Raw genomic sequence first — 23,427 nt, 5'->3', positions numbered from 1 at the left:
GCGATGAGGGTGCTGCTGATCGGAGCCAACGGGTACCTCGGCCGCTACGTCGCGGACCGGCTGCTCGCCGACCCCGCCGTCCAGCTCACCGCGCTCGGCCGCGGCGACGACGCCGACGTCCGCTTCGACCTCGCCACCGGCAGTCCGGGCGCGCTGACCCGCTTCCTCGACGCCGTCCACCCGGGTGTCGTCATCAACTGCGCGGGCGCCACCCGCGGCGGGGCCCGTGAGCTGACCCGGCACAACACCGTCGCCGTCGCCACGGTCTGCGAGTCGCTGCGCCGCAGCGGCTGCGGGGCCCGGCTGGTGCAGCTCGGCTGCGCGGCCGAGTACGGGCCCAGCCAGCCCGGATCGTCCACGGCCGAGGACGCCGTGCCCAGACCCGGCGGACCGTACGGCGTCAGCAAGCTCGCCGCCACCGAACTGGTCCTCGGCTCCGGCCTGGACGCGGTCGTCCTGCGCGTCTTCTCGCCCGTCGGCCCCGGCACCCCCGCCGGGTCCCCGCTCGGCAGGCTCGCCGAGGCGATGCGCCGCGCCATGCAGTCGGGGGACTCGGAACTCAAGCTCAGCGGACTCGGCGTACAGCGCGACTTCGTCGACGTACGCGATGTCGCCCGGGCCGTGCACGCGGCCTCGCTGTCCGCCGCGCAGGGCGTCGTGAACATCGGCACGGGCCGCGCGGTCCGGCTGCGCGACGCGGCCGGGGTACTGGCCCGGGTCGCGGGCTACGGCGGCGCCATCCACGAACTCGACGCACCGCAGCAGCCGCACGCGCACCCCGGCCGCCCGCCGGGCCTGGCCGCGATCGGCTCCCCGCGCGCCGAGGCCACGGCCGAACAGCTGGCCGCGGCCGCCCCGCCGTACCCCTACCCGGACGGCTGCGGGACCTGGCAGCAGGCCGACGTGCGCACGGCCCGCGACCGGCTCGGCTGGCGGCCCCGGATCAATCTGGAGGAATCGCTCGCGGACATCTGGATGGAGGCGGCGTGCCGCATCTGACCACCCCGCCCGGGGCCCGGCTGCCCGCCACCGAGGCCGGGCAGCTCGGCCTCGGGGTCCCCGGGTACGGGCACCCGCTGGTCGCCCCCGTCGAGTGGGCCGAGCTGACCCGCCCCGGCACCCCGCTGCACTGGGCCGTCCTCAATGTGGCGGACGGCCCCGGGCGGCGCCCCGACCCGCACTGCACGGTGGCCGCGGCCCGGCTCCGGGAAGCGGGCGGCACCGTACTCGGCCATCTCGCCATGCGGGACGGGGAGCGTTCGTTCGGTGAGATGATCTCGGACGCGCACCGGTTCGTGGACTGGTACCGGGTCGGCGGCTTCTACCTGGCGGACGCCCCGGCCGACCGGGCCGGACTGGCCGCCGTGACGAGGGTGACGGACACCCTGCGCACGCTCGGGACCGGCGGAGACCTCCCGCACCTCGTGCTCGGGCACGGCACCCACCCGTACGAGGGCTACGCCGAGACCGCCGACCAGCTGGTCACCTTCTCCGGGAGCTGGGCCGACTACCGCTGGTCGCAGGTGGCGGAGTGGACCGCCGAGTATCCGCCGGAGCGGTTCTGCCACCTCGTGCACGGGGTCCCGCGCGCGCACCTGGAGGAGGCGGTACGGGTCGCCCGCTGGCAGGGCGCGGGCACGATCTGGTTCACGGACCGGCTGGGAACCCGTACGGGCGGCGCCCCCTGGGCCTCGATGCCCGGGTACTGGGACGAAATCGTCTCGCGGATCGGACCGGGTGTCTCGGAATGAAGAGGGGCGTGGCAGTGTTACGGGCAAGAACGACCTTTTAAATGCTCCCCGCGCCTGTGGGGATGACCCGCCAGGAGTCCCCGTGTCGCTGCCACCCTTGGTTGAGCCGGCTGCCGAGCTCACCGTTGACGAGGTCCGTCGGTACTCCCGCCACCTGATCATCCCGGATGTCGGGATGGACGGGCAGAAGCGCCTGAAGAACGCCAAGGTGCTCGCGGTGGGTGCCGGCGGACTCGGTTCGCCCGCCCTGATGTACCTGGCCGCGGCCGGTGTCGGCACGCTGGGCATCGTCGAGTTCGACGAGGTGGACGAGTCGAACCTGCAGCGCCAGATCATCCACAGCCAGGCGGACATCGGCCGCTCGAAGGCTCAGTCGGCGCGTGACAGCGTGCTCGGCATCAACCCGTACGTGAACGTGATCCTCCACGAAGAGCGGCTCGAAGCCGAGAACGTGATGGACATCTTCAGCCAGTACGACCTGATCGTCGACGGCACGGACAACTTCGCCACCCGTTACCTGGTCAACGACGCCTGCGTGCTGCTGAACAAGCCGTACGTGTGGGGCTCGATCTACCGCTTCGACGGTCAGGCCTCGGTCTTCTGGTCCGAGCACGGCCCGTGCTACCGCTGCCTCTACCCGGAGCCGCCCCCGCCGGGCATGGTTCCCTCCTGCGCCGAGGGCGGCGTACTGGGCGTGCTCTGCGCGTCCATCGGCTCCATCCAGGTCACCGAGGCCATCAAGGTCCTGACCGGCGTGGGCGAGTCGCTGGTCGGCCGCCTGATGATCTACGACGCCCTGGAGATGCAGTACCGCCAGGTCAAGGTCCGCAAGGACCCCGACTGCGCGGTCTGCGGTCCGAACGCGACCGTCACCGAACTGATCGACTACGAGGCCTTCTGCGGCGTCGTGTCGGAGGAGGCCCAGGAGGCCGCCGCGGGTTCGACGATCACTCCCAAGCAGCTCAAGGAGTGGATCGACAACGACGAGCCGATCGAGATCATCGACGTCCGTGAGATCAACGAGTACGAGATCGTCTCGATCCCCGGCGCGAAGCTGATCCCCAAGGGCGAGTTCCTGATGGGCACCGCCCTCCAGGGCCTGCCGCAGGACAAGCGCATCGTCTTGCACTGCAAGACGGGTGTCCGCAGTGCGGAGGTCCTCGCGGTCCTGAAGTCCGCGGGCTTCTCGGACGCGGTGCACGTCGGCGGCGGCGTCATCGGCTGGGTCCATCAGATCGAGCCGGAGAAGCCGATCTACTAGGACGGCCACGAGAACCACCGGAAGGGCCCGGTCCGCACGCGGACCGGGCCCTTTCCGTCGTCCGGCCGCGCTCAGGCCGCGGTGCAGACGGTCCGGGCGGCCGGGACCTTGCCGTCCAGCAGGTACGCGTCCACCGCCTTCTGCACGCAGACGTCGCCGCTGTTGTACGCGCCGTGCCCCTCGCCCTTGTAGGTCAGCTCCACGCCCACGCCCGGGCCGAGCCGCTCCACCATCTTGCGCGCGCCCTCGTACGGGGTGGCCGGGTCTCCGGTGTTGCCGATGACCACGATCGGGGCGGCGCCGGGGGCGTTGACGTCCGGGGTCTCGAAGGCGCCCTTGACCGGCCAGTCGGTGCAGCCGAGCATGCCCCAGCCGAGGAAGCCGCCGAAGACGGCGGAGGCCGCGTGGAAGGCCGGGAGCTTGGCCTTCGTCTGCTCCAGGGTGTAACGCTCCGTGGAGTCGGCGCAGTTGATCGCCGTATTGGCCGCGCCGATGTTGTTGTACGTCCCCTTGGGGTCGCGGCCGTTGAGCGCGTCCGACATCACGAGCAGCAACTGGCCCTGGCCGCCCTCGGCTTCGTCCAGACCCTGTTCCAGCAGCGGCCAGGCCTCCTTGGAGTACAGGGCGTAGGCGATGCCGTTGGTCGCCGCCGTCTCGGTGAGCTGGCGTTCGCCGACGCCCTCGATGGGCTTGGCGGCCAGGGACTTCTGGAGCTTGACGATGTTCGCGTCGATCTCCTGGGGGGTGCTGCCCTGGAGGCGGCAGGCGTCGCCGCGGTCCACGCAGTCCTGCTCGAAGTTGCCGAGTGCCAGCTGGAAGCCCTTGGCCTGGCCGAGCGCGCCCTCCTCGGCGGTCTTCGTCGGGTCGACGACCGCGTCGAAGACGGCCCGGCCGACGTTCTTCGGGAAGAGGTGGGCGTAGACCCCGCCCAGTTCCGTGCCGTACGAGATGCCGAAGTAGTGGAGCTTCTCGTCGCCCAGGGCCTGGCGCAGCCGGTCCATGTCGCGGGCCGCGTTCTCGGTGCCGACGTACGGGAGGAGCTTGCCGGAGTTGCGGACGCAGCCGTCGCGGTACGTCTTGATCCCGGCCAGGAAGGTCTGCTCCTGGGCGGGGGTGGCGGGGGTGGAGTCGCCCGCGTAGTACCGGTCGAGCTGGGCGTCGCTCTCGCAGAGCACGGGGGCGCTGCGGCCGACCCCGCGCGGGTCGAAGCTGACCAGGTCGTAGCGGGCGCGCAGGGCCGCGTACTCCTTGGCGGCGCCGGGCAGGGTGGTGACGCCCGAGCCGCCGGGGCCGCCGAAGTTGAAGACCAGGGAGCCGATGCGGTCGCCCTTACCGGTGGCCTTGGCGCGGATCAGGGCGAGGGGGATGGTCTCGCCCTCGGGCTTGGCGTAGTCGAGGGGGACGGCGAGGGTGGCGCACTGCCATTCCTTGCCGGGGGCCTGGCCGGTGCCCTGGGCGGCGGAGGGGGCGGGGCAGGTAGCCCAGTCGAGGGCGGCCCGGGCTCCCGGGGCGTTCTCCTTGCCCTTGGTGGCGTCCTTGCCGGAGCCGTCGGCGCCGGAGCAGGCGGCCGTGGAGAGCAGCGAGGCGGTGAGGACGGCGGCGGCGGTGACCCGCAGGGCATTGGGCATGCCCCCATCCTGGCGGTCGCCCCGCGCCCCCGCCCCCGCGAAGGTCCGTTCGTGTCCCCGGCCGCCGTCGCCTCAATCGCCGACGGGGCTCACCCCCGGCCCGGCCGCGCACATCCAGCTCGCCCCGGCCCATCCGGCCCGCCTGGGCAACATCGGCCCGCGTGGGCAAAACCAGCCCGCCCGGCGTTTGAGGGCCCGCCGGGGGCATGCTCAGCCACCGTGGACGGTTCGTCGTCCCCTCCAACGCCGGCGGGGCTGGAGATGGCGGCGCCTCACGCCGGCGGCGGCTCAGGTCGGCAGGGCCGGAGGTGGCGGCGCCTCAAACGCCGGCGGGGGCCGGGTGGGCGGTGGGGGTGTCGATGAGGGTGGTGGCGGCGGTGCGGGCCGTCGCTATGCAGGCCGCGACGCCCGCGCCCTCGTACGCCGCCCCGCAGAGCGCCAGCCCCGGCAGCTCCGCCACCGCCGCGCGGATCCGCCCGACCCGGTCCCAGTGGCCCACGCCGTACTGCGGCAGGCCCCGGTCCCAGCGGGTCACCCGGGTCGCGACGGGTTCGCCCATCGGCCCCACCGCGTGGTGGAGTTCGGCGATCGCGGTCCGCACCAGGTGCCGGTCCGGCCGGTCCAGCAGCCCGCTCTCGCCGATCCGCCCGATCGAGGCCCGCAGCACGAAGGTGTCCGGGGCCGAAGCCCCCAGCCAGGGCCACTTGTTGGAGAGGAAGGAGGCGGCCTTCAGGGTGTGCCCGTCCACGGCCGGGACGAGGAACCCGTTCCCCTCCGGCAGGAAGTGCGCCTCCCCGGTGTGCGCGATGAAGGCGAAGCCCCGGCCCGCGTACGGCGAGGCGGACTCGGTCAGGGCGAGCCGCAGCAGCTCCAGCGGCGGTTGCGGGTGTCGAGGTGTACTGGGCGCACAACTCGATCGGTGTCTGCGCCTCGGCCCGGTCGAGGAAGGTGCCGAGCAGGGCGGCCGGTTCGGGGGCCGCCCCGGCCAGGGCCGCACGGAGCCGGGGGAGTTCGTCATGGAAGTAGTCTCCCGGATACCGCGGCCCGCGGCCCGCGGCCAGTCGCACCACACGGCCCGCGGGCGGTGGACGCGTCGCGCTCCTCGCCGAGGTTGATCCGCCGCATGTACGCGCGCGTCGCGGCCGTCCGGCGCAGTACCGCCTCCACCGCGTACGTGTCCCCGGCGGTCAGCAGCTCCGCGAGGTACTCGACGGGGCTGCGCATCGCGTCGATGGCCCCGAAGAGGTTGCACGCGTCCTCGCCGCCGCTCCCGGTGGCGGCGGCGGGCGGCGCAATCCGAGGCCCGCACGCCCCCCGAACTAGATGGCCTCCTTGCGGGTCAGGAAGTTGAACGAGATCCACCCCGGCAGCACCGGCAGCCAGAACGTGCACAGCCGGAACAGCAGCACCGCCGAGATCGCGATCTCCTTGTCCAGCCCGGCCGCGATCAGCCCGAGCGTCAGCGTCGTCTCCACCGCGCCCACACCGCCCGGTGTCGGCGCCGCCGACCCCAGCGCGTTGCCCGCGAGGAAGACCACCGCGATGCTCGCCAGGCTCAGCGTGTCACCGCCGCCGAAGGCGCGGATCGAGGCGTCCAGGCACATCACGAAGCAGGCCGTCAGCAGCAGCATCCCGCCGATGCCCGTGACCAGCTTCTGCGGCCGCTGGAGGATGTCCAGCATGCGCGGCACGACCCCGGCGAACAGGGCCCGTACCCGCGTGGCCACGAACTTCCGCATGAACGGGATCGCCGTCACCACCAGCACCAGGACCGCGACCGTCAGCAGCCCCGCGATGACCGCCCGCGAGGGGGTCATCTGCGTGGTGTTCTCGGTCCCGGTGAGGTAGCCGAAGGACAGCAGCAGCAGGATGTGGCTGGCCAGGCCGAAGAGCTGCGAGGCGCCGACACTGGCCACCGCCAGGCCCGGCCGTACGCCGGACCGCTGGAGGAAGCGGGTGTTCAGCGCGACGCCGCCCACCGCCGCCGGAGCGACCAGCTTCACGAAGGACCCGGCCACCTGCGCGCACACGGTCCGCAGGAACGGCACCCGCTCCGGCACGAAGCCGAGCAGGCTCATCGCCGCCGCGAAGTACGTCAGCCCGGAGAAGGCCAGTGCGGTGCCGACCCAGCCCCACCGGGCCTGCGCGGCGACCGTCGCGAATTCGATCTGGGTGAGCTGCGAGAGCAGGAAGTACGCGGCGACCGAGCCCGCGATGAAGGACACGAGCGTGCGCGGCCTGATCCGTTCCAGCCGGGCGGGTTCCACCGGTGCCTGCGGCCGGATCAGCAGCACCTGCTGGCGGATCTGGCTGAGCAGGTCCTCCTCGCGGGCCTCGTCCAGGGCCTCGTCCAGCGCCCGCTTCTCCGCCTTGCGCTCCGCCTTCGACTCCGCCTTGGACTCGGCCTTGGAGGAGCGCCGCGCGGCCGCGTCGGCCTCGCGTTCCGCCTCGCGCTGGGCCTTCGCCTGCCGCGAGTTCTCCAGTACGGCCTCCCGCTCGCGGGTCGAGCGCTCCCGCGCCAGGCGGCGCAACGTGGCCCGGGTCGACCGGCTCAGCGCGATCGGCTGGAGCAGCGGCAGGCAGTCCGCGACCGCGTCCGGGCCCAGCACCTCCAGGGCCGAGACCACCGAGCGCTCGGCGCCGACCCGCAGGCCGATGGTGGTCAGCAGCTGCGCGATGTCCATCCGCAGCACCAGGTCACCGGCCGCGATCTCGCCGCCGCGCAGGTCGGTGAGGATGACATTGCCAAAACGATCCACCACCAGGGCGTCCCCGGTCAGCCGCCGATGCGCGATCCGGCGCGACTGCAGGGCGCGCACCTGCTCCCACGCGTTGCGGCTCAGGTCGTCGGTGATCTCCTCGTCGCCGAGCGAGTCCATGGTCCGGCCGCCCAGGTGCTCGTAGACGAGCATCACGGCGTCCGGGCCCAGCTCGGAGGTGGCGATCAGCTTGGGCGCGTTCGCCCCGGCGGCGATGGCGGCGTACGCGAGCAGGGCCTCCTGCTCCAGGGTCTGGCGCAGCGACTGGAGGCTGCGCCGGGTGGTGATCCCGCGCAGGGTGAGCCGCCGCCAGACCCGGTAGAAGAACCCCTGGGCCTGCTGTTCGCGGTCCACGACCGTGACGTCCAGCGCCGGGCCGTCCGCCAGCGTGACGTGGTAGCGCCTGCCGCGGTCGCTCTGCTCGGAGACCTCCGGGCCCTCCGGGACCTCGGCGCGCGTCGCGCTGACCGGCTGGAAGCCGACCCGGCGCAGGCCGGCGAGGAGGTTCTGGCCGGTGGGCCGGACGTTGGGGGAGCCGACGGCGTACAGCGTGCCGTAGGCCACGGTCCAGCCGATCAGCACGGTGAGGATGATCGAGAAGGGCGTGGTGTACCCGCCGACGAGCATCGCGAAGGCGTCCAGGAGCAGCACCGCCCACAGGGCCACGCGCCAGCGGGGCCTGCGGGTCATCCCGACGGCGGTCATGTACGCGATGACGGGGGCGAGGTAGCCGTGCACCGGGTCGGTGAGGAGGTCACCGATGCCGGTGGGGCGGGTCAGGGCCTCCTGGATGGTTCCCGGCGCGGCGCGGGAGACCCAGAGGTCGGTGGCGAGGGTCACGCCGTGCGCGAGGACGGCGGCGAGCACGCCGTCGGCGATGCGCAGGCCGTCGCGTTTGATCAGCCGCTCGATGGCGAAGGCGACGGGCACGAGCAGGATGGCGATGCTCGACACCAGGCCGGCGACCTTGATCAGCAGGTCGGGCGCCTGCCCGGTGCCCTTGGTGATGTCCGCTTCCAGGCCGACGGTGGTGCCGTGGGCGAAGGCGGCGATGGCGAGGACGACGGCGATGCCGAGGATGCCGACGAGGAGCCGGACCAGGTCGGAGGGCCGGTGCACGCGGGCGGCCAGCAGGGGCTCGTCGCCCTCGACGCGGTCGGCGTCGGTGGTGGTGGGGGCAGGGGCGGGAGCGTGCTCCGGGGTCGCCGGGGTCGCCGGGGCCGTGGAGGCGCGCGGGCGCGCGGGATCCGCGGCGCGGCCCGCGGCCGTCGTGCCGTCGCCGCCGGCCGCCGCCGGGCCGCCCGTCGGCCCGGGGTCGCCGACGGCCGGCGCGGGGCCGTCGTCGGGCGTGGCCCGCGCGGCGCCGTCCGTCCGCGTGAGGTCGTCGGCCGCAGCGGGTGCGGGGCCGGGGCCCGGCGGTCCCGTGGGGCCCGTGGGACCCCCGGGTCCGGTGGGTCCCGGGGCACCCTTCGGCGCGCCGTCGGGAGGGCTCACACCCTGCTCCTTCGCCGTCACATCCGTCTCTTCTTGATCACGTATCACCAGTCACCGCCCGGAAGATGGTGGCACGACGGGGCGGGTGAGCGGGGCAGCAGGGTGCGCGCCCCGGCGGAGGAAACCCTTCCGCGAGGCCGCGGACCGGGTGCGGCACCATGTGCCGCATGAGCGATGAACCGGAGCTGCCGGAGTACGCCGAACGCGTCCTGGCGCTCACCGAGAACATTCCCCCGGGCCGGGTGATGACGTACGGAGACGTCGCCGAATGGCTCGGCGACGGCGGTCCGCGCCAGGTCGGGCGCGTCATGGCCCTGTACGGCGCACCCGTCCCGTGGTGGCGCGTCGTGCGCTCCGACGGCGTGCTGCTGCCGGGCGGGGAGCTCCGCGCCCTCGGCCACTACCGCGAGGAGGGCACCCCGCTGCGCGAGGCCGCCCGGGCCGCCGCCGGGCACGTACCGCGCCTGGACATGAAACGCGCGCGCTGGGACGGACTCCCGGCATCGGACGGTTGACGCCCGCTCCCGCACGCTCGCCGAGGGCCCCGGTACGGGCGTCCGCGCGCGCGTCCAGGACGGTCCGGCCGCCCGAACGGGCCGCGTCGCGGGGGTGGGCAGGGTCACATCTGCCAGCTTCGGCCATCGCGCGCCCGGGCGGGCGGTCGGAGGCCCGTACGGAGGCCCGTACGGGGGATGCGGGCGTCCCGGGGCGACTGCGCGGGGTCGCGCGCTTGCCGTAGCGTTGACTCCTCGCCCCGGCCAGATTCCGCCAGAGACCAAGACCCACCAGGACCGGCACCCCACGTGATCAGCACTCCTTCAGACCGTCGTACGCGGGCCCCGCACCCGTACCGACTGGTTCGCGGTGGTCCGGCGCGGGTGGATCCCCCTGTTCTGGACGCGGCGCAGCGGGCGGTGGTTGAGCACGGCGAGGGACCGCTGCTGGTCCTGGCCGGACCGGGCACCGGAAAGACGACCACGCTGGTCGAAGCGGTCGCGGCCCGGGTCGAGGCCGGGGCCGACCCGGCCCGGATCCTCGTCCTCACCTTCAGCCGCAAGGCGGCGGTGGAACTGCGCGACCGGGCCGCCCTGCGGCTCGGCGGAGCGCGCGCCCCGCAGGCCACCACCTTCCACTCCTTCTGCTACGGCCTGGTCCGCGCCCACCAGGACAGCGACCTCTTCAGCGAACCGCTGCGGCTGCTGTCCGGCCCCGAGCAGGACGTGACCGTACGGGCCCTGCTGGAGGGCCAGCGCGCCCTGAAGTCGATCCACTGGCCGGACGACCTGCGGGCCGCGCTCACCACGCGCGGCTTCGCGGACGAGGTACGGGCCGTGCTCGCCCGCAGCCGTGAGCTGGGCCTGGGCCCCGTCGCGCTGGACGCCTTCGCGACCCGCACCGGGCGGCCCGACTGGAAGGCGGCGGCGGCCTTCCTCGCCGAGTACCTCGACGTCCTGGACATGCAGGGGACGCTGGACTACGCCGAACTCCTGCACCGCGCGGTACTCCTGGCGGAGCGCACCCCGGAGCTGGCCTCGGCGTACGACGCGATCTACGTCGACGAGTACCAGGACACGGACGCGTCACAGGTCAGGCTGTTGCGGGCGCTCAACGGACCCGCCGGGACGCTGGTCGCCTTCGGTGACCCCGACCAGTCGATCTACGCCTTCCGCGGCGGCGACGTCAACGGCATTCTCGACTTCGAGTCCGCCTTCCCGGGCGCCGCGATCCGGTCGCTGACCGTGTCCCGCCGCTCCGGCGCCGCGCTCCTCGCGGCCACCCGGCTGGTCACGGCCCGGATGCCGGTGACCCGCCTCCCGGCCGCCGCGGTCCGGGCACACCGGGAGCTGCGGGCCACGCGGGAGGGCGGGCGGGTGGAGGTCTTCACCTACCCGACCGCGGCCACCGAGCTGGAGAACATCGCCGACGTCCTGCGGCGGGCGCACCTGGAGGACGGCGTGCCCTGGCGCGACATGGCCGTCCTGGTCCGCTCCGGGGGGCGCACCCTGCCGTCGATGCGGCGTGCCCTGGTCTCGGCGGGGGTCCCGGCCGAGACGGACGGCGGGGACGCGCCCCTGCGGCACGAACCGGCCGTGACCCCCCTCCTCACCGCCCTCCGCACCGCCGCGACCCCGGACGCGGCGGAGCCCACCGCCCCGGCCCCGAATTCAGCCGTGCCCGCCACGCTCGGGGCCGGGAATTCAGCCCCGCCGGCGTTTGAGGCGCCGCCGGAGGCACGTCCAGCCCCGCAGGATCCGACGCACGGGCACCAACCGGCGGGACCGGACGCGTCGCCGGTGGCCGGGGACCCGGGCCCCGCGGACGCCGGGGCGCCTCCGGCGGCGCCTCCGGCGGAGCTGGACACGGGCCCGGCCGGTGCCGACGGGCCGGGTGCGGGCACGGATGTGGCCCTGGCCGGAGACCCGGGTGCGCCGCAGGCGGCGGCACGGCCCGAGGCCGGGTGGATCGGGGTGGAGGCGGCCATGGCGTTGCTCACGTCCCCGCTCGGCGGCATGGACGCCACCGACCTGCGCCGCCTCGGCCGGGCGCTGCGCGACGAGGAGCGGGCCGCGGGCGTCACCGTGCCCGCACCCTCCGACGTGCTGCTCGCCCGCGCCCTCGCCGAGCCGGAGCGGCTCGTGGCCCACGACCCGGCGCACGCCCGCGGCGCGCAGCGCCTCGGCACGCTCCTGCGCAAGGCCCGCGAGCTGCTCCAGGGCGGCGGCACGGCCGAAGAGGCCCTGTGGGTCCTCTGGGACGGCACCCCCTGGCCGCAGCGCCTGGAACGCGCCGCCCGCCGCGGCGGCCCCGGCGGCCGCAACGCCGACCGTGACCTCGACGCGGTCTGCGCCCTCTTCGACACCGCCGCCCGCGCGGAAGAACGTACCGGCGGACGCGGCGCCCTCAACTTCCTCGAACAGCTCGAATCCGAGGACATCGCCGCCGACACCCTCACCGCCCGCACCACCCGCCCCGACGCCGTGCGCCTGATGACCGTGCACCGCTCCAAGGGGCTGGAGTGGGGCCTCGTCGTCGTCGCCGGGGTCCAGGACGGCCTCTGGCCCGACCTGCGCCGCCGCGGTTCCCTCCTGGAGGCCGACCGGATCGGCCGCGACGGCCTCGCCGAACCGCTGACCCCCGGCGCGCTCCTCGCCGAGGAACGCCGCCTCTTCTACGTCGCCGCCACCCGCGCCCGCGAGCGCCTCGTCGTCACCGCCGTCAAGGCCCCCGCCGAGGACGGCGACCAGCCCTCCCGCTTCCTCAACGAACTCGGCGTCACCCCCAAGGACGTCACCGGCCGCCCCCGCCGCCCCCTCGCCGTCCCCGCGCTGGTCGCCGAGCTCCGCGCCACCACCGTCGACCCGGACGCCTCCGAGGCCCTGCGCGACGCCGCCGCCCGGCGCCTGGCCCGGCTCGCCGCGCTCACCGACGACGAGGACCGGCCGCTCGTACCGTCCGCGCACCCGCAGCGCTGGTGGGGCCTGTACGAGCCCACCCGGGCCACGGTCCCGCTGCGCGACCGGGACCGGCCCGTCGCCCTGTCCGGGAGCGCCCTGGACCAGCTGGCCAACACCTGCTCCCTCCAGTGGTTCCTGGGCCGCGAGGTCAAGGCCGACGCCCCCTCCACCGCCGCGCAGGGCTTCGGCAACGTCGTCCACGTCCTCGCCGACGAGGTCGCGTCCGGACGTACCCCCGCCGACCTGGCCGTCCTCATGGAGCGCCTCGACTCGGTGTGGGACGCGCTCGCCTTCGACGCGCCCTGGAAGTCCCGCCAGGAGAAGGAGAACGCCCGCGCGGCCCTGGAACGCTTCCTGCGCTGGCACACCACCGACCGGGGTGGGCGCACCTCCGTGGCCACCGAGCACGACTTCGACGTCACCCTCGGCGCGGGCGACTACGAGGTCCGCATCCGCGGCTCCATGGACCGGGTCGAGACCGACCCGCAGGGCCGGGCGTACGTCGTCGACTTCAAGACCGGCAAGGCCGCCCCCACCCGCGACGAGGTGGCCCGGCACCCCCAGCTCGCCGTCTACCAGCTCGCCGTGCGCGAGGGCGCCGTCGACGAGGTCTTCGACGGCCGCCGCCCCGAAGCGGGCGGCGCCGAACTCGTTCAGCTGCGCCAGGGCGCCGCGAAGAAGGACGGCGGTGACGAGGTCCCCAAGGTGCAGGCCCAGCAGCCGCTCGGCACGGACCCCGCGGGGGACTGGGTCGGCGGGCTGCTGGCCACCGCCGCGGGCCGGGTCCTGGACGAACGGTTCGCCCCCGCCACCGGCGACCACTGCACCCGCTGCTCCTTCCGCGCGGCGTGCAGCGCGCGCCCGGAGGGCCGCCAGACCGTCGAGTGACGCGCGCGGCCGGGGCGGTCCGCCGGACGGTCGGCGGGGACGGTGAGCCGCGACGGTCGGCGGGGACTGTCGGTGCGGGGGGCTAGCCTTTTCACGTGTCCGCGCGCAGGCCCGTCCTCACCGATCCCGAGCAGCTCAAGCAGCTCCTCGGGATCCCCTTCACGCCCGAACAGCTGGCCTGCGTCACCGCGCCCCCCGCCCCCCAGGTGATCGTCGCCGGCGCGGGCTCCGGCAAGACCACCGTGATGGCCGCCCGCGTGGTCTGGCTGGTCGGCACGGGCGCGGTCGCCCCCGAGCAGGTCCTCGGCCTGACCTTCACCAACAAGGCCGCGGGCGAGCTGGCCGAGCGCGTACGGACCGCTCTCGCCCGGGCCGGGATCAGCGACCCCGACCCCTCCCCGGCCGACGACACCGCCGGGGGTGAACCCCGGATCTCCACCTACCACTCCTTCGCCGGGCAGCTCCTGAAGGACCACGGGATGCGCATCGGGCTGGAGCCCAGCTCCCGCCTCCTCGCCGACGCCACCCGCTTCCAGCTCGCCGCCCGGGTGCTGCGCGAGGCCCCCGGCCCTTACCCCTCGCTCACCAAATCCGTCCCCGACCTGGTCAGCGACCTGCTCGCGCTCGACAGCGAGCTGTCCGAGCACCTGGTCACCCCGGACGGGCTGCGCGCGTACGACACCGCGCTCCTCGACGCCCTCGCCGACGTCCGACTCGGCAACGAAGACCTCCGCAAGGTCCCCGAGGCCGCCCGCGGCAGGCTCGAACTGCTGGAGCTGGTCGTCCGCTACCGCGCCGCCAAGGCCTCCCGCGACCTCCTCGACTTCAGCGACCAGATAGCCCGCTCCGCGCAGCTCGCGACGACCCGGCCCGAGGTCGGCGCCCTGCTGCGCGAGGAGTTCCGCGTGGTCCTGCTCGACGAGTACCAGGACACCTCGGTCGCCCAGCGGCTGCTGCTGTCCGGCCTCTTCGGCGGGGGCACCGGCCACGCCGTGACCGCCGTCGGCGACCCCTGCCAGGCCATCTACGGCTGGCGCGGCGCCTCCGTCGCCAACCTCGACGACTTCCCCGAGCACTTCCCGCACGCCGACGGCCGCCCCGCCGACCGCCTCTCCCTCAGCGAGAACCGGCGAAGTGGCGGCCGCCTCCTCGACCTGGCGAACGGCCTGGCCGCGCCGCTGCGCGCCCTGCACGCGGGCGTCGAAGCACTGCGTCCGGCGCCCGGCGCGGAACGCGACGGGTACGTCCGCTGCGCCCTGCTCGAGACGCACGCCCAGGAGCTGGAATGGCTCGCCGACTCCATCGCCCATCTGGTGCGCACCGGCAAGGAACCGGGGGAGATCGCCGTCCTGTGCCGCTCCGCCGGTGACTTCGCCGCGATCCAGGGCGCGCTGGTGGCCCGGGACGTCCCCGTCGAGGTGGTCGGCCTGTCCGGGCTGCTGCACCTGCCGGAGGTCGCCGACCTGGTCTCGGTGTGCGAGGTCCTCCAGGACCCCGGCGCGAACGCCGCCCTCGTCCGGCTCCTCATCGGCCCGCGCTGGCGCATCGGCGCCCGCGACCTGGCCCTGCTGGGACAGCGCGCGCGGCTGCTGGTCGCCCGCGCCCCCGCCGCGGGCGACGGCCCGGACCACCGCCTCGCGGCGGCCGTCGAGGGGGTCGACCCGGCCGAGGTCGTCTCGCTCGCGGACGCCCTGGAGACCTTCCTCGGGGACGGCCCGCAGCAGGACCAGCTGCCCTTCTCCCCGGAGGCCCGGGTCCGCTTCGCGCACCTCGCGCGGGAGCTGCGCGACCTGCGCCGGTCGCTGGCCGATCCGCTGATGGACGTGCTGCACCGGGTGCTGGCCGCCACCGGCCTCGACGTCGAACTGTCCGCGTCCCCGCACGCCCTCGCCGCCCGCCGCCGCGAGACCCTCTCCGGCTTCCTCGACGTGGCGGCCGGTTTCGCCGCCCTCGACGGAGAGGCCACGCTGCTGGCGTTCCTGGCCTTCCTGCGGACCGCCGCCCAGTACGAGAAGGGCCTCGACCACGCCCTGCCCGGCGGGGAGAACACCGTGAAGGTGCTCACCGCCCACAAGTCCAAGGGCCTGGAGTGGGACGTGGTCGCCGTCCCCGGGCTGTATGCGGGCGCCTTCCCGAGCGAACGCTCCCGCGAGGCCTGGACCTCGTACGCGAAGGTCCTCCCGCACGCCCTGCGCGGCGACGCGAAGACCCTGCCCGGGGATCCGGAGTGGACCTCGGCGGGCCTGAAGAACTTCAAGACGGCCCTGCGCGCCCACCAGGCCACGGAGGAGCTCCGCCTCGGCTACGTCACCTTCACCCGCCCGCGCTCCCTGCTGCTGGCCTCCGGCCACTGGTGGGGCCCGACCCAGAAGAAGCGCCGGGGCCCGTCCGCCTTCCTGACCGACCTGTACGAGCACTGCGCGGCCGGAGACGGCGAGATCGAGGCCTGGGCCGAGGAACCGGAACCGGACGCGGTGAACCCGTCCCTGGCCACCGACGCCACCCCGGACCACTCCTGGCCCCTCCCGCTGGACCCGGCCTCCCTCGCCCTGCGCCGCCGCGCGGCAGCCCTGGTCGAGTCCCACCTGGCCGCCCCGCCGGACCCGTCCCCGGAATCCGGCCCGGCCGGGGAAGAGGACCACCTCTGGCCCCCCGACTGCGAAGACCCCTGGCCCGATGAGGAAGAAGCCCCCTGGCCGGACGACCCGGAGGAGCATCCGGCCGCGCCCGGGGGCCCCCCCGGACGGAGTCCGGAGGAGTCCGAGGCGCGGGGTCCGGGGCGCAACCCCGAAGCCCCGCGGGGCCCGAGACCGGCGCCCGCCCCCGAGGCACCGGCACAGCCACCGGCACACACCCCCGCCCCCGAGGCACCGGCACACCCCCCCGCCCCCCAGGGAACCCTCCTCACCCCCGAGGAGGCCCGCAGCCTCGCTTCCTGGGACCGCGACCTCGACGCCCTGGAGGGCGAGCTCCGCCGTTCCCGCGAAGCCGTCCGCGACGTCCTCCTCCCCGCCACCCTCTCCGCGAGCCAGCTGCTCCGCCTCGCCGCCGACGAGGACGGCTTCGTCCGCGACCTCGCCCGCCCCCTCCCCAAGCCCCCCCAGCCCGCCGCCCGCCAGGGCACCCGCTTCCACGCCTGGGTGGAGTCCCGCTTCGACGAGCTGCCGCTCCCCCTGCTCGACGTGCTCGACCCCGTCACCGAGCTGCCCGGCTCCGACCAGGAGGTGGCCGACGAGCGCGACCTCGACGGCCTCAAGGCCGCCTTCGAGCGCAGCCCGTACGCCGAGCGCACCCCGTACCGGATGGAGGTCCCGGTCCAGTTCACCCTCGCGGGCCGGGTCATCCGCGGCCGGATCGACGCCGTCTACCGCGATGACGACGGCTCGTACGAGATCGTCGACTGGAAGACCGGCCGCACCGCCGAGGCCGATCCGCTCCAGCTCGCCGTCTACCGGCTGGCCTGGGCGGAAGCCACCGGCACCCCCCTCGACCGGATCACCGTGTCCTTCCTGCACGTGCGCAGCGGCCGCGTCATACGGCCCGCGAACCTCCCGACCCGGGCCCGCCTTGAGCGGATCCTCCAAGGCGCATCGGACGCGGAAGGCGACCCGCGGCCGGAAGGTTAGGCTCGGGGGTATGAGCCAGACTCCGGACAGCGCCGTCCGTACGTACATAGACACGCACCGCGCGGCCTTCCTCGACGACCTCGCCGAGTGGCTGCGCATCCCCTCCGTCTCGGCCCAGCCCGAGCACGCGGGCGACGTGGAGCGCAGTGCGCTGTGGCTGGCCTCGGCGCTCAAGGAGACCGGCTTCCCCATCACAGAGGTCTGGCCCACCCCGGGCGCCCCGGCCGTGTTCGCGGAGTGGCCGAGCGAGGACCCGGCCGCGCCGGTGGTCCTGGTCTACGGGCACCACGACGTACAGCCCGCCGCGCTCGCCGACGGCTGGCACACCGAGCCCTTCGAGCCGGTGATCAAGGACAACCGGATGTACGGGCGCGGCGCGGCCGACGACAAGGGCCAGGTGTTCTTCCACACCCTCGGCGTACGGGCCCACCTGGCCGCGACCGGCGCCGCCGCCCCCGCCGTGCACCTCAAGCTGCTGATCGAGGGCGAGGAGGAGTCCGGCTCCACGCACTTCCGGGCCCTGGTCGAGGCCGAGGCCGCCCGCCTCGCCGCGGACGTCGTGATCGTCTCCGACACCGGCATGTGGTCCGAGACCACCCCGACCGTCTGCACCGGCATGCGCGGCATCGCCGACTGCGAGATCGAGCTGCACGGGCCGGACCAGGACATCCACTCCGGGGCCTTCGGCGGGGCCGTGCCCAATCCGGCGACCGTGGCCGCCAGGCTCGTCGCCGCGCTGCACGACGCCGACGAGCGGGTCACCATCCCCGGGTTCTACGACAACATCGCCGTGCTGACCGACGCCGAGCGCGCGCTGATCGCCGAGCTGCCCTTCGACGAGGCCGAGTGGCTGCGCACGGCGAAGTCGCACGCGGCCTCGGGGGAGGCGGGCTACTCCACCCTGGAGCGGGTCTGGGCCCGCCCGACGGCCGAGGTCAACGGCATCGGCGGCGGCTACCAGGGGCCCGGCGGCAAGACGATCGTGCCCGCCCGCGCCCAGCTGAAGCTGTCGTTCCGGCTGGTGTCCGGGCAGGACCCGTACGAGGTCGAGGCCGCTGTACGGGACTGGGTCGCGGCCCGCGTCCCGGACGGAATCCGCCACTCCATCGTCTTCGGCGCGCCCACCCGCCCGGGCCTGACCCCGCTGGACCACCCGGCGCTGCGGTCGGTCGTACGGGCCATGGAGCGTGCCTTCGGCGAGAAGATCCGTTTCACCCGCGAGGGCGGCTCCGGCCCGGCGGCCGACCTCCAGGACGTACTGGGCGCGCCCGTGCTCTTCCTCGGGATCTCCGTACCGTCCGACGGCTGGCACTCGCCGAACGAGAAGGTCGAACTCGACCTGCTCCTCAAGGGCGTAGAAACGACCGCCTACCTGTGGGCCGACCTCGCCGAAAACTGGAATCCCGCGTCCACCGCCGTCTGACCGTGCCCGTCCCACCACCCCGGGGGAGTAGGAAGTACTAGTGAGCATCTCGACCGAGAACGCCGCCACCACCACCGGCGGCCCGGCCGCCGACCGGCCGGTCTCGCTGACCGCGCCGAGCGGCATCGACCGCGCCGCGCACCACCGCCTCGACGAGGCCTGGCTGGCCGCCGCCTGGAGCCACCCCTCGACCCGCGTCTTCGTGGTCTCCGGCGGCCAGGTCCTGATCGACGACACCGCGGACGGGGGCTCGGAGATCGTCATGACCCCGGCCTTCGAGGCCCCGGCGACCGAGACCCACCGCTATTTCCTGGGCACCGGCGAGGACGGCGTACGGTACTTCGCCCTCCAGAAGGACTCGCTGCCGGGCCGCATGGACCAGTCGGCCCGCCCGGCCGGTCTGCGCGAGGCGGGCCTGCTGCTGTCCCCGCGCGACGCCGGGCTGATGGTGCACGCCGTGGCCCTGGAGAACTGGCAGCGGATGCACCGCTTCTGCTCCCGCTGCGGCGAGCGCACGGTGGTCGCGGCGGCCGGTCACATCCGGCGCTGCCCGGGCTGCGGCGCGGAGCACTACCCGCGCACCGACCCGGCCGTGATCATGCTGGTCACGGACGACCAGGACCGCGCGCTGCTCGGCCGCCAGGTGCACTGGCCGGAGGGGCGCTTCTCCACCCTGGCCGGGTTCGTGGAGCCGGGCGAGGCCATCGAGCAGTCGGTGATCCGCGAGGTGTGGGAGGAGGCGGGCGTCAAGGTCGGCACGGTCGAGTACGTCGCCAGCCAGCCCTGGCCGTTCCCGTACAGCCTGATGCTGGGCTTCACCGCCCGCGCGGTCACCTCGGAGATCACGGTGGACGGCGAGGAGATCCAGGAGGCCCGCTGGTTCTCCCGCGAGGACCTGCGGCGCGCGATCGAGTCCGGCGAGGTCCTGCCCCCGGCGGGCATCTCCATCGCGGCCCGCCTGATCGAACTCTGGTACGGCACCCCGCTCGCCAAGTCCGCCACCTGACCCGAGCCGGTCGACCCGTGCCGCCCCGTGTACGCCGCCGCCCCCTGCCGGGCGGGCCGGAGGGGGCGGTGCGGGGTGGGGCCGGCGCCGGGGTCAGACGGCGAGGGCCTGCTTGACCTGGGCCAGGCTGGGGTTCGTCATCACGGACTCGGTGCCCGTAGCGGCGACGACCAGCAGGGTCGGCACGGTCTGGTTGCCACCGTTGGCCTTCTCGACGAAGGCGGCCGACGCGGGGTCCTGCTCGATGTTGATCTCGGTGTAGGCGATGCCTTCCCGGTCCATCTGGCTCTTCAGCCGACGGCAGTAGCCGCACCACGTGGTGCTGTACATCGTCACGGAACCCTTGTCCTGCATGGTGGGAACTCTCCTCTGGGGGGTCTGGGTACGTCCGAGTACTCGAACGTACGAGGGTGCCAGCCCATTCCCCGGAGGGCGAGGCGGGTCCCGCGCGACGCGGCGTACGGCGTCCGGCGTATTCGTACGACCGCGGCGCACCCCCTGTGGACACGTTTCTCGTCCGGCCCTTCCGACCTGGCAGCATGGCGGGGTGACAGCAGCAACGCACTCCTCATCCTTCCCGGCCGCCGCCGACTCGGCCGACGCGGTGCTCCTGGGCCTGGACCCGGAGCAGCGCGATGTCGCCACGACCTTGACCGGGCCGTTGTGCGTGCTCGCGGGCGCGGGCACGGGCAAGACGCGGGCGATCACCCACCGCATCGCCTACGGCGTCCGCTCCGGCCAGCTCATGCCCGCCAGTGTGCTCGCCGTCACCTTCACCAACCGCGCCGCGGGCGAGATGCGCGGACGGCTGCGCACCCTCGGCGCGGGCGGCGTTCAGGCGCGTACCTTCCACTCCGCCGCGCTGCGCCAGCTCCAGTACTTCTGGCCGAAGGCCATCGGCGGCGACGTGCCCCGCCTGGTCGAGCGCAAGATCCAGCTCGTGGCCGAGGCCGGTGCGCGCTGCCGGATCCGGCTCGACCGCAATGAGCTGCGCGACGTCACGGGCGAGATCGAGTGGGCGAAGGTCACCCAGACCGTCCCCGCCGACTATCCGGCGGCCGCCCTCGCATCGGGCCGCGAAGCCCCCCGGGACATGGCGGAGATCGCCCAGATCTACGGCACGTACGAGCAGCTGAAGCGCGATCGGTCGATGATCGACTTCGAGGACGTGCTGCTGCTCACCGTCGGCATCCTCCAGGACCGCCACGACATCGCCGAGCAGATCCGCAGCCAGTACCAGCACTTCGTGGTCGACGAGTACCAGGACGTCAGCCCGCTCCAGCAGCGCCTGCTGGAGCTGTGGCTCGGCGACCGCGACAGCCTGTGCGTCGTCGGCGACGCCAGCCAGACCATCTACTCCTTCACCGGCGCCACCCCCGACCACCTGCTGACCTTCCGTACGCGCTATCCGCAGGCCACCGTGGTCAAACTGGTCCGCGACTACCGCTCCACCCCCCAGGTGGTCCACCTCGCCAACGGCCTGCTCAACCAGGCCCGCGGCCGGGCCGCCGAACACCGCCTGGAGCTGATCTCCCAGCGCGAGGCGGGCCCCGACCCGGTCTATGCCGAGTACCCCGACGAGCCCGCCGAGGCCGAGGGCGTCGCGGGCCGGATCCGGGACCTGATCGCGGCGGGCGTCCCGGCGGGCGAGATCGCCGTGCTGTACCGCATCAACGCCCAGTCCGAGGTGTACGAGCAGGCGCTGGCCGACGTCGGCGTGCCCTACCAGCTGCGCGGCGCGGAGCGGTTCTTCGAGCGCCCCGAGGTCAAGAGGGCCATGCTCACCCTGAGGGGCGCCGCGCGCTCCGGCGGGAACGACCCGCTGGTCGACGACGTCGTCGGGCTGGCCTCCCAGGTGCGGGCCGTGCTCAGCTCCAACGGCTGGACCACCGAGCCGCCCACCGGCTCCGGGGCCGTCCGCGACCAGTGGGAATCGCTGGCCGCGCTGGTCCGGCTCGCCGAGGACTTCGCCCGCAACCGGCCCCACGCCACCCTGGGCGACCTCACGGTCGAGCTGGACGAGCGGATGGCCGCGCAGCACGCGCCGACCGTCCAGGGCGTCACCCTCGCCTCCCTGCACGCGGCCAAGGGCCTGGAGTGGGACGCGGTCTTCCTCGTCGGCCTCACCGACGGCATGATGCCGATCACCTACGCCAGGACCGACGAGCAGGTCGAGGAGGAACGCCGCCTGCTGTACGTCGGCGTCACCCGGGCGCGGCTGCACCTGACGCTTTCCTGGTCCCTCTCCCGGGCTCCGGGGGGCCGGGCCTCCCGGAAGCCCAGCCGCTTCCTCAACGGCCTGAGGCCGGGTTCCATGGCCGCCGGAAGCCGGGCGGCCGGCGCCGTCGAGGGCGGGGTCCGCAAGCGGGGCCGTCGCGGGCCGGTGCTGTGCCGGGTCTGCGGCAAGACCCTGACCGAGGCGGGCGAGCTGAAACTGATGCGCTGCGAGGACTGCCCGTCCGACATGGACGAAGGCCTCTACGAACGGCTGCGGGAGTGGCGCGCGGGCCAGGCGAAGGAGCTGGGCCAGCCCGCTTACTGCGTCTTCACGGACAAGACCTTGATGGCGATCGCGGAGGCCGCTCCCGCGGAGGCGGGCGAGCTCTCGATGATCTCCGGGGTGGGCGGCCGCAAGCTCGACCGGTTCGGGGCCGATGTGCTGGCCATCTGCGCAGGTGAGGAGCCGGAGAGCGGTGCCGTGGACGACGCGTAGAAACTCGTCGGGAAAATAGTTTGCGCATGCCCCGCGAAGCCCCATAGGTTCTTAGCAACGGAAACGGTGGCTTCTCCGAAGCCCCGGATTCATGCTGTACTTATCCGAATACGCATGGGACAGGCCCTCACGGGCCGGGTCCCCGAGACGCCGAGAGGAGGCGAGACCAGTGACCAGCTTCATGACCTTCACCAAAATGACCGATCGCTCGGTTGCCGCTTCCTCCTGCCTGCTTCTCGCTCCCTCCGCGCTCTCCGCCTCGGGTACCGGTCTGTCCGCGATTTCCGCTGTCAGCCCCGCCCCCCTGGCCGCCCTCCCGGTGAACGAGCGCAATGAACGACCGGTCCAGGCATCGGCAGCAGTAGCGGCGGGCCAGGCCAAGGCGCATGCCTATGGCGGCTTCGCGGCGGCGACCGGTGCCGGAAACCAGAAGAAGCAGACGACGCAGCACCACCTGATGTGGGCCTTCCGTGGGCTCGAACCCTGGAGTGATCCAGTCTGATCGCATGATCGGACCGGCGCCTTCAGGGCCGCGGAACCCCACCCGGGATCCGCGGCCCTTTTGTTTGTCCCCGAACCGGGGACGGCAGCGCGAAGGGGCCTCGGGACTGGCAAGAACAGGTACCAGCCGAACCCGGCCGACCGGCCGGAACGCCTAGCCGAACAAGACGAGGAAGAAACCACCGTGCAACTCGAAGCGCACGCCCCGTCCGTACCGCAGACCCAGACGATCTCCCCGCCCGCAGTCCCGGAGGACTCCACCTTGACTCCCCTCACCGCGCTCACCGCGCTCGACGACGCCATCGAGAACCTCGGCGTACCCGTCGCCTGCCGTACCTACGACCCGGAGGTCTTCTTCGCCGAGTCCCCGGCCGATGTCGAGTACGCCAAGTCGCTCTGCCGCACCTGTCCGCTGGTCGAGGCCTGCCTCGCCGGAGCGGTCGAGCGCCGCGAGCCCTGGGGCGTCTGGGGTGGCGAGCTGTTCGTCCAGGGCGTCGTCGTCGCCCGCAAGCGTCCGCGTGGCCGTCCGCGCAAGAACCCGGTCGCTGCGTGAACGCCACCGGAACCATCGACCGCCCCCTGACGCGCGACCCCCTGAAGCAGGCCCTCATGACTCCGCAGCACACGAGCGAGCAGCCGTCCGGCTCCGCCATCGAAGACTTCACCACCACCGGCGCGACCACCTCGCGTCAGAACAGGACCCGCGAGATGCAACTCATCCCAGAAGCCCTGGCTCGTGCCCATATGGACGACCGGATGCGCGAGGCGGACGGCGAACGTCACGCCTTGCGCGTGGTCGCCGCGCGCCGCATGCAGCGGCGAGCCGAGCGCGTCTCGCTGCGCGCCCGCCGCGCACTGGCCATGGCCGTCATGAACTAATACCGACGAAGGAAAACCGCCGGGGGGGCGGTCCGAACGGACC

Annotated in this window: 17 protein-coding genes; 12 read left to right on the top strand and 5 right to left on the bottom strand. The window is 73.8% G+C overall.

The window, feature by feature from the left end:
• The first annotated feature begins 3 nt into the window (after positions 1–3).
• The 3 genes from QMF80_RS26975 to moeZ all read left to right on the top strand — a co-directional run bounded on the left by QMF80_RS26975 (position 4) and on the right by moeZ (position 3,012).
• Positions 4–999 carry an NAD-dependent epimerase/dehydratase gene (locus tag QMF80_RS26975; RefSeq protein WP_283457768.1) on the top strand — a complete coding sequence of 332 codons (996 nt, stop codon included), beginning with the start codon at positions 4–6 and terminating at the stop codon, positions 997–999.
• Positions 987–1,751 carry a spherulation-specific family 4 protein gene (locus QMF80_RS26970; protein ID WP_283457766.1) on the top strand — a complete coding sequence of 255 codons (765 nt, stop codon included), beginning with the start codon at positions 987–989 and terminating at the stop codon, positions 1,749–1,751. The genes QMF80_RS26975 and QMF80_RS26970 overlap by 13 nt, the downstream gene beginning before the upstream one ends.
• An 82-nt stretch (positions 1,752–1,833) precedes the next feature.
• Complete coding sequence (moeZ, locus tag QMF80_RS26965; RefSeq protein ID WP_283457764.1) at positions 1,834–3,012, top strand: adenylyltransferase/sulfurtransferase MoeZ; 1,179 nt, start codon at positions 1,834–1,836, stop codon at positions 3,010–3,012.
• 71 nt (positions 3,013–3,083) lie between these two features.
• Here moeZ and QMF80_RS26960 read toward each other — a convergent pair whose 3' ends face one another.
• The 4 genes from QMF80_RS26960 to QMF80_RS26945 form a co-directional block, all read right to left on the bottom strand.
• Entirely contained in the window at positions 3,084–4,640 is a 1,557-nt protein-coding gene (locus tag QMF80_RS26960) for an alpha/beta hydrolase (RefSeq protein ID WP_283457763.1), read from the bottom strand.
• A 319-nt stretch (positions 4,641–4,959) separates the two neighbouring features.
• On the bottom strand, positions 4,960–5,658 hold the full coding sequence (locus QMF80_RS26955) for a protoporphyrinogen/coproporphyrinogen oxidase (protein WP_283457761.1): 699 nt from the start codon (positions 5,656–5,658) through the stop codon (positions 4,960–4,962).
• Entirely contained in the window at positions 5,655–5,864 is a 210-nt protein-coding gene (locus tag QMF80_RS26950) for a hypothetical protein (RefSeq protein ID WP_502962925.1), read from the bottom strand. The genes QMF80_RS26955 and QMF80_RS26950 overlap by 4 nt, the downstream gene beginning before the upstream one ends.
• A 95-nt stretch (positions 5,865–5,959) precedes the next feature.
• Positions 5,960–8,893 (bottom strand): lysylphosphatidylglycerol synthase transmembrane domain-containing protein, encoded by a 2,934-nt coding sequence (locus tag QMF80_RS26945; protein WP_283457760.1) that lies wholly within the window; start codon positions 8,891–8,893, stop codon positions 5,960–5,962.
• A gap of 167 nt (positions 8,894–9,060) precedes the next feature.
• Between QMF80_RS26945 and QMF80_RS26940 the strand changes: the two genes are divergently transcribed.
• The 5 genes from QMF80_RS26940 to nudC all read left to right on the top strand — a co-directional run bounded on the left by QMF80_RS26940 (position 9,061) and on the right by nudC (position 19,291).
• Positions 9,061–9,408 carry an MGMT family protein gene (locus QMF80_RS26940; RefSeq protein WP_283457758.1) on the top strand — a complete coding sequence of 116 codons (348 nt, stop codon included), beginning with the start codon at positions 9,061–9,063 and terminating at the stop codon, positions 9,406–9,408.
• 363 nt (positions 9,409–9,771) lie between these two features.
• The gene (locus tag QMF80_RS26935) at positions 9,772–13,236 is read left to right on the top strand and encodes an ATP-dependent helicase (RefSeq protein ID WP_283457756.1); all 3,465 of its coding nucleotides are present in this window, start codon (positions 9,772–9,774) and stop codon (positions 13,234–13,236) included.
• A 95-nt stretch (positions 13,237–13,331) separates the two neighbouring features.
• A complete protein-coding gene (locus tag QMF80_RS26930) occupies positions 13,332–16,862 on the top strand; it encodes an ATP-dependent helicase (protein WP_283457754.1) in 3,531 nt (1,176 codons plus the stop codon).
• A 10-nt stretch (positions 16,863–16,872) separates the two neighbouring features.
• Positions 16,873–18,285: a dipeptidase gene (locus QMF80_RS26925; protein WP_283457752.1), complete on the top strand. Its 1,413-nt coding sequence runs from the start codon at positions 16,873–16,875 to the stop codon at positions 18,283–18,285.
• Between the two features lie 46 nt (positions 18,286–18,331).
• Positions 18,332–19,291 carry an NAD(+) diphosphatase gene (gene nudC, locus QMF80_RS26920; RefSeq protein WP_283457831.1) on the top strand — a complete coding sequence of 320 codons (960 nt, stop codon included), beginning with the start codon at positions 18,332–18,334 and terminating at the stop codon, positions 19,289–19,291.
• Between the two features lie 93 nt (positions 19,292–19,384).
• Here nudC and QMF80_RS26915 read toward each other — a convergent pair whose 3' ends face one another.
• Positions 19,385–19,645, bottom strand: a complete 261-nt coding sequence (locus QMF80_RS26915) for a mycoredoxin (protein WP_283457750.1) — start codon at positions 19,643–19,645, stop codon at positions 19,385–19,387.
• A gap of 250 nt (positions 19,646–19,895) precedes the next feature.
• On the opposite strand from QMF80_RS26915, the gene QMF80_RS26910 reads away from it, so the two are divergent.
• The 4 genes from QMF80_RS26910 (at position 19,896) to QMF80_RS26895 (ending at position 23,384) form a co-directional block, all read left to right on the top strand.
• The gene (locus QMF80_RS26910; RefSeq protein WP_502962927.1) at positions 19,896–22,004 is read left to right on the top strand and encodes an ATP-dependent DNA helicase UvrD2; all 2,109 of its coding nucleotides are present in this window, start codon (positions 19,896–19,898) and stop codon (positions 22,002–22,004) included.
• Between the two features lie 169 nt (positions 22,005–22,173).
• On the top strand, positions 22,174–22,506 hold the full coding sequence (locus tag QMF80_RS26905; RefSeq protein ID WP_502962924.1) for a hypothetical protein: 333 nt from the start codon (positions 22,174–22,176) through the stop codon (positions 22,504–22,506).
• A gap of 183 nt (positions 22,507–22,689) precedes the next feature.
• Positions 22,690–23,058 (top strand): WhiB family transcriptional regulator, encoded by a 369-nt coding sequence (locus tag QMF80_RS26900; protein WP_283457744.1) that lies wholly within the window; start codon positions 22,690–22,692, stop codon positions 23,056–23,058.
• A complete protein-coding gene (locus QMF80_RS26895) occupies positions 23,055–23,384 on the top strand; it encodes a putative WhiB-interacting protein (protein ID WP_283457742.1) in 330 nt (109 codons plus the stop codon). The genes QMF80_RS26900 and QMF80_RS26895 overlap by 4 nt, the downstream gene beginning before the upstream one ends.
• Positions 23,385–23,427: the final 43 nt, after the last annotated feature.

Origin of the sequence: Streptomyces sp. G-G2 (assembly GCF_030063135.1) — a bacterium.
Taxonomy (GTDB): Bacteria; Actinomycetota; Actinomycetes; order Streptomycetales; family Streptomycetaceae; genus Streptomyces.
Note: the sequence above shows the minus strand (reverse complement) of the source record. Positions and strands in the feature narration are given on the sequence as shown.